The 13,275-nt window shown below is 71.5% G+C and carries 10 protein-coding genes and 1 pseudogene; 8 read left to right on the top strand and 3 right to left on the bottom strand.

Going from position 1 to position 13,275, the window contains the following annotated elements:
- Positions 1-93 precede the first annotated feature (93 nt).
- Positions 94-1,125 carry a class II fructose-bisphosphatase gene (gene glpX / locus IG88_RS0130790; RefSeq protein ID WP_030400798.1) on the top strand — a complete coding sequence of 344 codons (1,032 nt, stop codon included), beginning with the start codon at positions 94-96 and terminating at the stop codon, positions 1,123-1,125.
- A 205-nt stretch (positions 1,126-1,330) separates the two neighbouring features.
- Here glpX and IG88_RS0130785 read toward each other — a convergent pair whose 3' ends face one another.
- Both IG88_RS0130785 and IG88_RS0130780 read right to left on the bottom strand, forming a co-directional pair.
- Positions 1,331-1,708, bottom strand: coding sequence for a WhiB family transcriptional regulator (locus IG88_RS0130785; RefSeq protein WP_031048361.1), 378 nt, complete (start codon positions 1,706-1,708; stop codon positions 1,331-1,333).
- A gap of 105 nt (positions 1,709-1,813) precedes the next feature.
- Positions 1,814-2,491, bottom strand: coding sequence for a DUF1707 SHOCT-like domain-containing protein (locus IG88_RS0130780; protein ID WP_031048358.1), 678 nt, complete (start codon positions 2,489-2,491; stop codon positions 1,814-1,816).
- Between the two features lie 225 nt (positions 2,492-2,716).
- Between IG88_RS0130780 and IG88_RS0130775 the strand changes: the two genes are divergently transcribed.
- The 4 genes from IG88_RS0130775 to IG88_RS0130760 all read left to right on the top strand — a co-directional run bounded on the left by IG88_RS0130775 (position 2,717) and on the right by IG88_RS0130760 (position 9,145).
- The gene (locus tag IG88_RS0130775; protein ID WP_037837071.1) at positions 2,717-4,387 is read left to right on the top strand and encodes a fumarate hydratase; all 1,671 of its coding nucleotides are present in this window, start codon (positions 2,717-2,719) and stop codon (positions 4,385-4,387) included.
- 106 nt (positions 4,388-4,493) lie between these two features.
- A complete protein-coding gene (locus IG88_RS0130770) occupies positions 4,494-5,879 on the top strand; it encodes a class II fumarate hydratase (protein WP_031048353.1) in 1,386 nt (461 codons plus the stop codon).
- Positions 5,880-5,971: 92 nt separating this feature from the next.
- Entirely contained in the window at positions 5,972-6,685 is a 714-nt protein-coding gene (locus IG88_RS0130765) for a DUF402 domain-containing protein (protein WP_031048351.1), read from the top strand.
- A 297-nt stretch (positions 6,686-6,982) separates the two neighbouring features.
- Positions 6,983-9,145 (top strand): SpoIIE family protein phosphatase, encoded by a 2,163-nt coding sequence (locus IG88_RS0130760; RefSeq protein WP_078861664.1) that lies wholly within the window; start codon positions 6,983-6,985, stop codon positions 9,143-9,145.
- Positions 9,146-9,233: 88 nt separating this feature from the next.
- On the opposite strand, the gene IG88_RS0130755 is transcribed toward IG88_RS0130760, so the two are convergent.
- Positions 9,234-11,567 (bottom strand): transglycosylase domain-containing protein, encoded by a 2,334-nt coding sequence (locus tag IG88_RS0130755; protein ID WP_031048348.1) that lies wholly within the window; start codon positions 11,565-11,567, stop codon positions 9,234-9,236.
- A gap of 248 nt (positions 11,568-11,815) precedes the next feature.
- On the opposite strand from IG88_RS0130755, the gene IG88_RS0130750 reads away from it, so the two are divergent.
- The 3 genes and pseudogenes from IG88_RS0130750 to IG88_RS0130740 all read left to right on the top strand — a co-directional run.
- On the top strand, positions 11,816-12,754 hold the full coding sequence (locus IG88_RS0130750) for an SPFH domain-containing protein (protein WP_031048346.1): 939 nt from the start codon (positions 11,816-11,818) through the stop codon (positions 12,752-12,754).
- Entirely contained in the window at positions 12,751-13,029 is a 279-nt protein-coding gene (locus tag IG88_RS0130745) for a hypothetical protein (RefSeq protein WP_051852133.1), read from the top strand. The genes IG88_RS0130750 and IG88_RS0130745 overlap by 4 nt, the downstream gene beginning before the upstream one ends.
- 148 nt (positions 13,030-13,177) lie before the next feature.
- Positions 13,178-13,275, top strand: a pseudogene (locus tag IG88_RS0130740) (PadR family transcriptional regulator); the annotation flags it as partial.

Genomic DNA, 13,275 nt, shown 5'->3' with positions numbered 1-13,275 from the left:
TACGTGGGGTCCCCTGCTCATTTAGTCGGACTGACGATAGAGTCGTGGCCAAACCCTCATCCGGCCGTCGTCGTATCAGAAAGGTGCGTTCCGATGACCGAGCATCATCTCCCGTCCGAGCTGGACGTCCCCTCGGAGGCCCCCGACCGCAACCTCGCCATGGAGCTGGTCCGGGTCACCGAGGCCGCGGCAATGGCCGCCGGCCGCTGGGTCGGACGCGGTGACAAGAACGGCGCCGACGGTGCCGCGGTGCGCGCGATGCGCACCCTCGTCCACACCGTCTCGATGAACGGCGTCGTCGTCATCGGCGAGGGCGAGAAGGACGAGGCCCCGATGCTCTTCAACGGGGAGCGGGTCGGCGACGGCACCGGGGCCGAGGTCGACATCGCGGTCGATCCCATCGACGGCACCACGCTGACCGCCAACGGCATGACCAACGCGATCGCGGTACTGGCCGCCGCCGAGCGCGGCTCCATGTTCGACCCGTCCGCGGTCTTCTACATGGACAAGCTGGTCACCGGCCCGGAGGCCGCCGACTTCGTCGACATCAACGCGCCCGTGGCGGTGAACATCCGCCGGATCGCCAAGGCGAAGCGCCGCACGCCCGAGGACGTCACCGTCGTCATCCTCGACCGGCCCCGGCACCAGGGCCTGATCAAGGAGGTCCGGGAGACCGGCGCCCGGATCAAGCTGATCTCCGACGGCGACGTGGCCGGCTCCATCCTGGCCCTGCGCGAGGGCACCGGCATCGACCTGCTGCTGGGCATCGGCGGCACGCCGGAGGGCATCATCTCGGCCTGTGCCGTGAAGTGCCTGGGCGGCACGATCCAGGGCAAGCTGTGGCCCAAGGACGACGAGGAGCGGCAGCGTGCCGTGGCCGCGGGGCACGACCTGGACCGCGTGCTCACCACCGACGACCTGGTCTCCGGGGACAACGTCTTCTTCGTCGCCACCGGCATCACCGACGGCGAGCTGCTGCGCGGGGTGCGGTACCGCTCGGAGACGGCGACGACCGACTCGATCGTGATGCGGTCCAAGTCGGGGACGGTGCGCAGGATCGACTCCGAGCACCGGCTGAGCAAACTGCGGGCGTACAGCGCGATCGACTTCGACCGGGCGAAGTGACTCCGCCGAACGTGCGGGGCGCCCACTGAGTCGGGGTGCCTCCGCCGGGAGGCGGGTGCGGCATACGTCGTGGCTCGCCGTCGCGCGGTTCCCCGCGCCCCTTGGCCGGCTGCGGTGCCCGGCGTCGGGAAGTGCCGTAGACAGGTCGTGACGCCGAAAGGGGCACCCTCTGTGCGGAGAGGGTGCCCTTCCGCTTGCCCGGGACCTAACCTGCCGCGGCTATGCGGCCCGTCGTGCGGGCGGGCTTCTTGAGCTCCATCTCCCGGCGGCGGCGCCGCGCGAGGACCACGCGGCGTTCGGCGGCGGTGAGGCCGCCCCAGACGCCGTAGGGCTCGGGTTGCAGGAGGGCGTGCTCGCGGCACTCGACCATGACCGGGCAGCGCGCGCAGACGCGCTTGGCGGCCTCTTCGCGGGAGAGCCGGGCGGCGGTCGGTTCCTTGGAGGGGGCGAAGAACAGTCCGGCCTCGTCGCGCCGGCACACCGCCTCGGTGTGCCAGGGAGCGTCTTGGTCCCTGTCCCGCACGGGCCCCCGCTGGGCCGGAACGGCAGCTACCTGCAGGGACGAATGCGGCGGTTGCAGCACGGGTCTACTCCTGACGACGGCTTCGCTAGCGAGAGACGATGCGTCAAGGCTTACCCGTTGTACGCGCGCCTATGCACTGAGTCCTCAACCGCCGCCGGGGCCGCGCTACAGGTGCTTGCGCATGCCCTTCTCGACCCGGCGCTGCACCCGGTCGAGGATGTCCGCGACGAACTTCCCGCGCTTGGGACGCACGTCGACGCTGCCGAGCACGGCCCAGCCGTCCACGTAGATCACGGGCGCCTCGGCCTCGTCGGAGTCGCAGGTGCGGACCTCGAAGCTGCCGAGGACGCTGCCTCCCGCGCCGCGCACCGAGACGTTCTCCGGGACACGGACGTCGACGCTGCCGAAGACGGAGAACGCCTTGATGACGACCTGCTGGTACTCGAAGACCGCCTCGCTGAGGTCTATCTCTACGCTGCCGAAGACCGCGTAGGCGTGGATGCGGCGGTTGGCCCGCCAGCGGCCCTTGCGGACGGCGCTGCTGAGGACCGCCACCACGTTCTCGTCGGGCTCCGCCGGGATGGCGCCGGCGGTGGGGGCGTGCGGGGCCGGGGCCGGGGTGCCGCCGCGATGGGCGGCCGGCAGGTCCCGTACGAAGACGTCCAGCTCGCCGACGGTCTTGGCGGCCAGCACGCCCTCGACGCGCTCGGCGTGCTCGTCGGCGGTGAGCCGCCCCTCGGCGAGGGCTTCGCGCAGCATGTCGGCCACGCGGTCGCGGTCGGCGTCCGAGGCGCGCAGCTCGGAGGTGCGCGGGGCGGCGGGGGCGTGCTTGTGAAGGTCCACGGCCGTAGCGTACCGAAACGCGATAGATCGCGACCAGCCCCTGTGGACGACGACGTCGTGGACCGGGGCGGCCGGCCAACTGAGCCTTACCTCACAAGCTCGCCGCCGCGGGCAGGTTTTACGCTGGTGGGCGCTGCCAATGGAGGCCAGCCGTCGTTGCTGGGAGCTCCGCCGGAGATCCAGCGAAGTCCAGCCGCGCGTGATGTCTAGTGAGGAATGGGCGAGATGCCTGAGTTCGCGTACACCGATCTGCTCCCCCAGGGCGAGGACACCACTCCGTACCGGCTGGTGACCGCCGAGGGCGTCTCCACCTTCGAGGCCGACGGGCGGACGTTCCTCAAGGTGGAGCCGGAGGCGCTGCGCAAGCTGGCCGAAGAGGCCATCCACGACATCCAGCACTACCTGCGCCCGGCCCACCTGGCGCAGCTGCGCCGCATCATCGACGACCCCGAGGCGTCCGGCAACGACAAGTTCGTCGCCCTCGACCTGCTGAAGAACGCGAACATCGCGGCGGCGGGCGTGCTGCCGATGTGCCAGGACACCGGCACGGCGATCGTCATGGGCAAGCGCGGCCAGAACGTGCTCACCGCGGGCGGCGACGAGGAGGCCCTGAGCCGGGGCATCTACGACGCCTACCAGAACCTGAACCTGCGCTACTCGCAGATGGCCCCGCTGACCATGTGGGAGGAGAAGAACACCGGCTCCAACCTCCCCGCCCAGATCGAGCTGTACGCGACCGACGGCGGCGCCTACAAGTTCCTCTTCATGGCCAAGGGCGGCGGCTCGGCCAACAAGTCGTTCCTGTACCAGGAGACCAAGGCCGTCCTGAACGAGACCTCCATGATGAAGTTCCTGGAGGAGAAGATCCGTTCGCTGGGCACGGCCGCCTGCCCGCCGTACCACCTGGCGATCGTGGTCGGCGGCACGTCGGCCGAGTACGCGCTGAAGACCGCCAAGTACGCCTCCGCGCACTACCTGGACGAGATCCCGGCCGAGGGTTCTGCGCTCGGGCACGGCTTCCGGGACAAGGAGCTGGAGGAGAAGGTCTTCGAGCTGACCCAGAAGATCGGCATCGGCGCGCAGTTCGGCGGCAAGTACTTCTGCCACGACGTGCGTGTGGTGCGGCTGCCCCGGCACGGCGCGTCCTGCCCGGTCGCCATCGCCGTGTCCTGCTCCGCCGACCGGCAGGCCGTCGCGAAGATCACCGCCGAGGGCGTCTTCCTGGAGCAGCTCGAGACCGACCCGGCGCGGTTCCTGCCGGAGACGACGGACGAGCACCTCGAGTCGGAGGGGGACGTCGTCAGGATCGACCTCAACCGTCCGATGGACGAGATCCTGGCCGAGCTGACCAAGCACCCGGTCAAGACCCGGCTGTCGCTGACCGGCCCGCTGGTCGTGGCCCGCGACATCGCGCACGCCAAGATCAAGGAGCGGCTGGACGCGGGCGAGGAGATGCCGCAGTACCTGAAGGACCACCCGGTGTACTACGCCGGCCCCGCGAAGACGCCGGAGGGGTACGCGTCCGGGTCCTTCGGCCCGACCACCGCCGGGCGCATGGACTCCTACGTGGCGCAGTTCCAGGCGGCGGGCGGCTCCAAGGTGATGCTGGCGAAGGGGAACCGGAGCAAGCAGGTCACGGACGCGTGCGACGCGCACGGCGGCTTCTACCTGGGGTCGATCGGCGGACCGGCGGCCCGGCTGGCGCAGGACTGCATCAAGAAGGTCGAGGTCGTCGAGTACGAGGAGCTCGGCATGGAGGCGGTCTGGAAGATCGAGGTCGAGGACTTCCCGGCGTTCATCGTGGTGGACGACAAGGGCAACGACTTCTTCACTTCGCCGGAACCCGAGCAGCCGACGTTCACGACGATTCCGGTGCGGGGCCCGGGGCTGGCCTAGGCCCGTCCGGGGCGGTGGGGGGATGCTTCGCCCGCCGCCCCTTCCCGTCCCGGTCCGGGGGGATTCCCCCTGGAACATCCGCCCCGCCCCGCACGCTGTACCCGGTATGAGCGACTACCGCATCGAGCACGACTCCATGGGCGAGGTCCGCGTCCCCGCCCACGCCAAGTGGCGCGCGCAGACGCAGCGTGCCGTCGAGAACTTCCCCGTCTCCGGGCAGCGGATCGAGCGCGCGCACATCGAGGCGCTCGCCCGGATCAAGGGCGCGGCGGCGAAGGTCAACGCCGAGCTGGGGGTGCTCGACGAGGACCTCGCGGCCGCGATCCAGGAGGCGGCCGCGGAGGTCGCCGAGGGGAAGTGGGACGAGCACTTCCCCGTGGACGTGTTCCAGACGGGTTCGGGGACCTCGTCCAACATGAACACGAACGAGGTCATCGCCACCCTGGCCGGTGAGCGGCTCGGCCGCGACGTGCACCCCAACGACCACGTCAACGCCTCCCAGTCCTCCAACGACGTCTTCCCCTCCTCGATCCACATCGCGGCGACCGCCGCCGTCACCCGTGACCTGATCCCGGCCCTCGACCACCTCGCCGGCGCCCTGGAGCGCAAGGCGGAGGAGTTCGCCGACGTGGTGAAGTCCGGGCGCACGCACCTGATGGACGCCACGCCCGTCACGCTGGGCCAGGAGTTCGGCGGGTACGCGGCCCAGGTCCGGTACGGCATCGAGCGGCTCCGGGCGTCCCTGCCGCGCCTCGCCGAGCTGCCGCTGGGCGGCACGGCCGTGGGCACCGGCATCAACACCCCGCCCGGCTTCTCCGCGGCCGTCATCGAGGAGGTGGCCCGCGTGACGGGGCTGCCGCTGACCGAGGCGCGCGACCACTTCGAGGCGCAGGGCGCCCGGGACGGTGTCGTCGAGACGAGCGGGCAGTTGCGGACCGTCGGCGTCGGGCTGACGAAGATCGCCAACGACCTGCGCTGGATGGCGTCCGGGCCGCGCACCGGGCTCGCGGAGATCGCGCTCCCCGACCTCCAGCCGGGGTCGTCCATCATGCCCGGCAAGGTCAACCCGGTGATCCCCGAGGCCGTCCTCATGGTCGCCGCCCAGGTCACCGGGAACGACGCGACGGTCGCCGCCGCCGGGGCGGCCGGCAACTTCGAGCTGAACGTCATGCTGCCGGTCATCGCCAAGAACGTGCTGGAGTCGGTGCGGCTGCTGGCCAACGTCTCCCGGCTGCTCGCCGACCGGACCGTGGACGGGATCGTCGCGCACCGGGAACGGGCGCGGGAGTACGCCGAGTCGTCCCCCTCCGTCGTCACGCCGCTCAACAAGTACATCGGGTACGAGGAGGCCGCGAAGGTCGCCAAGAAGGCGCTGGCCGAGCGGAAGACCATCCGCCAGGTCGTGGTGGAGGGCGGGTACGTCGAACGCGGCGACCTCACCGAGGAGCAACTGGACGAGGCGCTCGACGTGCTGCGGATGACCCGTCCGTGAGGGGACCCGGCAACCGGGGCCGGGGGCGTGCGCGGGCGCACGCCCCCGCGGTCCTCGGCGCATCGATTGGCCGTGGCACCTAATATCTGTCCATGGCAGACGGTGAAGCGGTGAGCGCGGCGGCGAGGGGACCGGCAGCGGACGGCCCGGCGGCCCCGGTGGACCACTGGGCGCCCGGCAGTCACATCCTGTGGCGTTACCGGGAGAACGGCGGCCCGCGCGTGCACATCGCCCGCCCCGTCACCGTCGTCCGGGACGACGCCGAACTGCTCGCCGTGTGGCTGGCGCCCGGCACGGAGTGTGTGAAGCCGGTCCTCGCGGACGGCACGCCCGTGCACCTGGAACCGCTGGCCTCGCGCTACACCAAGCCCCGCACCGTGCAGCGTGACCGGTGGTTCGGCACGGGGGTGCTGAAGCTGGCGCGGCCCGGCGAGGCCTGGTCGGTGTGGCTGTTCTGGGACCCGGGCTGGCGGTTCAAGAACTGGTACGTCAACCTGGAGGAGCCGCTGTCCCGTTGGGAGGGCGGGGTCGACAGCGAGGACCACTTCCTGGACATCTCCGTCCACCCGGACCGCACCTGGCACTGGCGCGACGAGGACGAGTTCGCGCAGGCCGGGCGGGACGGGCTGATGGACCCGGCGCAGGCCGAGCGGGTGCGGCGGGCGGGCCGGGCCGCGGTCGCGGGGATCCGGGCCTGGGGGGCGCCGTTCGCCGACGGCTGGGAGGACTGGCGGCCCGATCCGGCGTGGCCGGTGCCCACCCTGCCGGGGGACTGGGATCGCACGCCCGCGCACGTCTCCTCATGAGACCCTTGATGTGCCCCCCGGCAAGAAACGTAGGATCGTCCTCCGCAACGAGCGCGGCAGCGGCAACCGGCGGAGTGCGCACTGTGCTTGACCGATCGTCACCGAGGGGCGGCAGGACGTGAGCGAGGGGTACGAGGGCAACACGGAGACGGGCCGCAGACGGTCCGCCGGCGACACAGGAACTGCCTCTGACCACGCGGGAATCCCGTTCCCCGGACACGGATTGCGGGTATCGGGATTCCTGCGGGACGAACTGCACGCGCCGCGCGCAGTCCCGGACGGATGGATTCGACACGCGTGACGGAGCACCCGACATCCTTCGACCGCCCCTCCACGGGCGCCGACCCCACGGACCCCCGCGGGGCGCTCCTGCATACCCCCGTACCGGCGGACTCCTCCGGGTCGGCGTTACCGGTCCAGGGGCGCAGCGGTGAGACGCCGCCCGGCACGGACCCCACGGGGACCTCCGAGCACGCGCAGCCGGTCGCGGAGCAGGCCGCCGAGGCCGACGCGCACCGTCCGCGCCCCGTTGCCGAGGGGGTCCCGGCCCAGCCCGACGGCGGGCAGGCGGGCGCCGCGCAGCCGGAGGGCGTGCCGTCGGCGGGCACGGCCTCCGGCGACGTGACCGCCGGTGGTGTCGCCCCGGGGGCCCTGGTCCCGGACGGCGGGCGGCAGGACGGTGCCGCGCCCCGGCGCGGGGCGGAGCCGGACCGGCGTACCGGACAGCCCACCGCGCCCGGGCGGCCCACGCCGATGCGGCGGGACGGGGACCGGCTGCGGTTCGTGGGCGCCGCGACCCGGCGGATCGCGCGGGGCATGGACCTGGACGAGATCGTGATGGGGCTGTGCCGGGCCACCGTGCCGACGTTCGCGGACGCCATCCTCGTCTATCTGCGCGAGCCGTTGCCCGTCGGCGACGAGCGCCCCACCGGTCCCCTGGTGCTGCGGCTGCGGCGCACCGACCGCATACCGGCCGAGCGGGACACCGAGGGCGGCTTCACTCCGGCGGTCCAGCCGGAGCCCTCGGAGCTGGAGACGCTCGGCGCCGAACTGTGCGAGGTGCGGCCGGGCAGCGCGCTCGCCGAGGTGCTGCGCGGGGTGCGCCCGGTCTTCACGGACACCCGGGCGGCCCGCGCGGCGCTGCCCGAACTGCTGGGCGAGGAGAAGGGCTTGGCCCTGCCCGACGGCCGCAGGGCGATCCTCGCGCCGTTGCGCGGGCGGCGCCGGGTGATCGGTGCCGCGCTCTTCCTGCGCGGCCCGGAGCGCGTCGCCTTCGAGGCCGACGACCTGCTGGTGGCCGCCCAGCTCGCCACGCACAGCGCGCTGGGCATCGACAAGGCGGTGCTGTACGGGCGGGAGGCGTACATCGCCGACGAGCTGCAGCGCACGATGCTCCCGGAGAACCTGCCGCGCTGCACCGGCGTACGGCTGGCCTCCCGCTACCTGCCGGCCGCCGAGACCGCGCGGGTCGGCGGCGACTGGTACGACGCCATCCCACTGCCGGGCAGCCGGGTCGCGCTGGTCGTCGGGGACGTGATGGGCCACTCGATGACGTCGGCGGCCATCATGGGCCAGTTGCGGACCACGGCCCAGACCCTGGCCGGGCTCGACCTGCCGCCGCAGGAGGTGCTGCACCACCTGGACGAGCAGGCCCAGCGCCTGGGCACCGACCGCATGGCCACCTGCCTGTACGCGGTGTACGACCCGGTCTCGCACCGCATCACCGTCGCCAACGCCGGCCACCCGCCGCCCGTCCTGCTGCACCTGGGCGGCCACGCCGAGGTGCTGCGGGTCCCGGCCGGCGCCCCGATCGGCGTGGGCGGCGTGGACTTCGAGGCCGTGGAGCTGGACGCCCCGGCCGGCGCGACCCTGCTCCTGTACACGGACGGCCTGGTCGAGTCCCGGCTGCGGGACGTGTGGACCGGCATAGAGCAGTTGCGGGAGCGGCTGGCGGCGACCGCGCAGCTCACCGGCCCCGATCACCCGCCGCCCCTGGAAGCCCTGTGCGACGAGGTGCTGGACATGCTCGGCCCGGGCGACCGGGACGACGACATCGCGCTGCTCGCCGCCCGCTTCGACGGGATCGCGCCCAGCGACGTGTCGTACTGGTTCCTGGAGCCGGAGGATGCGGCTCCCGGCAAGGCCCGCCGTCTGGCCCGGCGCGCTCTGGCCCGCTGGGGCATGGAGGACCTCACGGACTCCGTGGAGCTGCTGGTCAGCGAGGTCGTGACCAACGCGGTGCGCTACGCCTCCAAGCCGGTCACCCTGCGGCTGCTGCGCACGGACGTGCTGCGCTGCGAGGTCGGCGACGACGTGCCGCAGCTCCCCCGGCTGCGGCAGGCGCGGGCGACCGACGAGGGCGGGCGCGGCCTGTACCTGGTGAACCGGCTGGCCCGGCGCTGGGGCGCGACGCGGCTGAGCACCGGCAAGGTGGTGTGGTTCGAGCTGAACCGCGGCTGAGCAGCCGCGGCCGGCGAGCGGCGGCACGCGAAGGGGCGCCCGGTGAGCACCGGGCGCCCCTTCGTGCGTCCTCGCGGCTGCCGCCGCTCTACGGCACCCAGTCCCCGCCGGGGAAGTCCGGGCCGCCCGACTCGGTGGAGCCCCCGCCGCCGTCCGGCGGTGTCTCACCGCTGGACGCGCTGTTCGACGGCGACTGCGTCGGCGACTCGGGCGGCGCCTCGGTCGACGGGTCGTCGGACGCGGGCGGCGCCTCGGTCGACGGGTCGTTCGAGGGCGGCGGTGCCTCGGTCGACGCCTCATGGGACGGCGACTGGCTCGGCGAACCGGAGCTGGACGGCGACGTGCTGGGCTTGACCGCGGCGCCCTGCTTGGTCTTCAGGTGGAACTCGGTGACCTCGTCCATGACGCCGAAGGTGTACGCGGCCCAGATCTCCGCCGGGGGCCCACCGCCGTTGACGCGGTAGTCGACGCCGGCCGCCCGGTACATCGGGACCTGCGGGTGCGGCGGCTTGTCGTCCTCGCCGAACAGGCCGACGGAGGTGACCAGCCCCGGGGTGAAGCCGGTGAACCAGGCCGACTTGTTGTTGTCGGACGTACCGGTCTTGCCGGCCACCTGCTGGCCGTCGCGCAGCGGGTTCTCGCGCACGGACGTCTTGGCCGTACCGTCGTCGACCACGCCGGTGAGCACGGAGGTGACCGTGTCGGCGGCCTCCCGGCTGATGACCTGCTCGCCGATCGGGTCGGGCATCTCGATCGTGCGGTCCTTGTGCTCGACCGACTTCACGATGGCCGGGGTGACCTTCTTGCCGTGGTTGTCGAAGGTGGCGTAGACGCCGGCCATCTCCAGCGGGCTGGCGCCCATACTGCCCAGGGTCTGGGCGGGCACGGCCTGCTCGCCCTCGGTGTCCATGCCGAGGTCGGCCGCGACCTTCATGACCTCGGTCATCCCGACGTCGACGCCCATCTGCGCGAAGACGGAGTTGACGGACTTGTTCATCGCCTCCTGGACGTCGATCTCGCCGTAGTCGTGGTCGTCCTCGTTGGGCGGGGCGAAGCCGACCTCCTGGTCGCCGTCCATCACGGGGCGCTCGCTGTCGCCGTCGTAGAGGGTGTTGGCCGTGATCGGCACGCCGTCCTGGGTCTCGGCGTCGTGGTCCACGGCGGCGGCGAGGATCACCGGCTTGAAGGTGGAGGCGGGCTGGTAGTCGTCGCGGGTGGCGTTGTTGGTGTAGTGCTTCAGGTAGTTCACGCCGCCGTACATCGCCACGACGGAGCCCGTCTTCGGGTCGACGGAGACGGCTCCGGCCTGGACGTCGGCGTCGACCTTGCGCTTGTCGGGGTCCAGTTTGCTGGTGAGCTTCTCCTTGACCGCCGTCTCCAGCGCGGCCTGCTTCTTCTTGTCGATGTTGAGCGTGACGGTGTAGCCGCCGAGGTCCACCAGGGCCTTGGCCTGCTCCATGTCCTCGGCGGCGCCCTGGGCGACGAGCTGCTTCTTGAGCGAGTAGTTGGCGGCCTCCACCAGGTAGCCGGTCTGGCCCTCCATTCCGGCGGCGCCCTTGGGCTCCTTGGGCTCCGGGAACTTCATGCCCTGCCGGTCGCCCGCGTTCAGCCACTTCTGCTCGACCATGTTGTCCAGGACGTAGTTCCAGCGCTCCTGGACGAGCTTCTTGCCGGTCGGGCTGGCGATCGCCCAGTCGTACTGGTTCGGCGCCTGGAGCAGGGCGGCCAGGTAGGCGCCCTGCTCGACGGTCAGGTCCTCGGCGTCGACACGGTAGTAGGCCTGGGCGGCGGCCTGGATGCCGTAGGCGCCGCGGCCGTAGTAGCTGGTGTTGATGTAGCCGGCGAGGATGTAGTCCTTGGACTTCTCCCGGTCCAGCTTCAGGGAGATGACCAGTTCCTTCAGCTTGCGCGAGACCGTCTGTTCCTGGGTCAGGTAGTAGTTCTTGACGTACTGCTGGGTGATCGTCGAACCGCCCTGCGCGCCCTTGCCGGACAGGGTGTTGAGCACACCGCGCGCGGTGCCCTTGAGGTCGACGCCGGCGTCCTTGTAGAACGTCTTGTTCTCGGCGGCCACGAAGGTGCGCTGGACGTCCTTGGGGATCTTGGCGAGGTCGACGATCTCGCGGTTGCGGTCGCCGGTGCGCGCCATGATGCTGCCGTCGCTGTACTTGTAGACGTTGCTCTGCAGCTCGGCCTCGGGGTTCCCCTCGGGGATGTCGATCACCATGTACAGCACGATGAAGGCGCCCATGCCGAGCAGGCAGAGGCCGAAGAAGGTGCCGACGATCTTCTTCCAGGTGAAGAGCCGGCGTATCCGGCTCTTGCCGCCCGCAGCTCCGCCGGGGGCCGGCGAACGGCGGCGTTTCGGCGCCGCGCGGCGTCCACCGCGCTGTCGCGCTCTTCTCTCTTCCGCTCGCCCCATGGGTCCGATCCGCTCCGCTTCGGTCATCTGTGGGCACGTCTCGCTCACGCGTCACACAGGTTCGTCGCTCAGGTCAGCTCAGAAAGCTAACACCGGGAGATATGACAAAGGGCTACCGATCCAGCCTTGTACGGACGTGAGAATCAGCACCCGCTCCAAAGGAACCGACGTACGAGAGGGGTTCAGGGTTGTGATCGGGGTGTAAAGTGATATCACTTAGCAAGCAAAGAGAGAACGGGGGACCACCCATGTCCACACACGATGCCCCGCAGGCCACCGCCGATGTGCCCCAGATGCCGGCCCCACGGGTCCGCGAGAGCCAGGCGCACAGCATCGGCGGCGGGTTCGCCCTGCTCCTCGGACTGGTCGGGCTGCTCGTCGGCGCCGGCCTCGTCGTCGCCGCCACCGCGGTCGACGCGGCCGGCGGGAAGGCCGCGCTGATCGTCGGAGGCATCGTGGTCGCCCTGGCGGCGTTCCTCGCGATGTGCGGGCTCAACATGGTGGCGCCGGGCGAGGCCCGCGTGGTCCAGCTCTTCGGGCGGTACCGGGGCACGATCCGGCAGGACGGCCTGCGCTGGGTGAACCCCTTCACCTCCCGCACCAAGATCTCCACCCGGGTGCGCAATCACGAGACGGCCGTGCTCAAGGTGAACGACGCCTACGGCAACCCCATCGAGCTGGCCGCGGTCGTGGTGTGGCGGGTGGAGGACACCGCGCAGGCCACCTTCGAGGTGGACGACTACGTCGAGTTCGTCTCCACCCAGACCGAGGCGGCCGTGCGGCACATCGCCATCGAGTACCCCTACGACGCCCACGACGAGGACGGCCTCTCGCTGCGCGGCAACGCCGAGGAGATCACCGAGAAGCTCGCCGTCGAGCTGCACGCGCGCGTGGAGGCGGCCGGCGTGCAGATCATCGAGTCCCGCTTCACGCACCTCGCGTACGCCCCCGAGATCGCCTCGGCGATGCTCCAGCGGCAGCAGGCCGGCGCGGTGGTCGCCGCGCGGCGGCAGATCGTGGACGGCGCGGTCGGCATGGTCGAGGCGGCGCTCGCCCGGATCAGCGAGCAGGACATCGTGGAGCTGGACGACGAGCGCAAGGCGGCGATGGTGTCCAACCTGATGGTCGTGCTCTGCGGGGACCGCGCCGCCCAGCCGGTCCTGAACACGGGGACGCTCTACCAGTGACGACCTCGCCCGAGGGTTCCGTGCCGTCCGAGGGCCCGGCGCCGAGGCGACGGCCGCAGCAGCGCAAGCAGGTGCTGCTGCGGCTCGACCCGCAGGTGTACGAGGCACTGGCCCGCTGGGCGGGCGACGAGCTGCGCTCGGCCAACGCTCAGATCGAGTTCCTGCTCCGCAGGGCGCTGGCGGAGGCCGGCCGACTGCCCGGCGACACCGGGCCCATGCCGCGCCGGGGCCGCCCGCCGAGGAGCGGCGGCCCGGGAGCCGCACCACCGCCCTGACCGCACGGCCGCGCGTACGGCCCCGTCGTGGCGAAACCGTGACACACACCCTCTGACCTGCACCGGAGCGGTCCGCCTGTACCCGCCGCCATGGTCTCTGCACGGGGCGTATACATAGTGCGTATACACCGTGTGTAGAGTGCTCCGCATGTCCATCGGTCACACCCTCCTGGGACTCCTGGAGTCCGGGCCGCGCCACGGTTACGACCTCAAGCGCGCCTTCGACGAGAAGTTCGGTCACGACCG

This window comes from Streptomyces sp. NRRL F-5650, assembly GCF_000721365.1.
Taxonomy (GTDB): domain Bacteria; phylum Actinomycetota; class Actinomycetes; order Streptomycetales; family Streptomycetaceae; genus Streptomyces; species Streptomyces ardesiacus.
The sequence above is the reverse complement of the archived record's forward strand: the minus strand, read 5'-3'. Positions and strand labels throughout refer to the sequence as shown.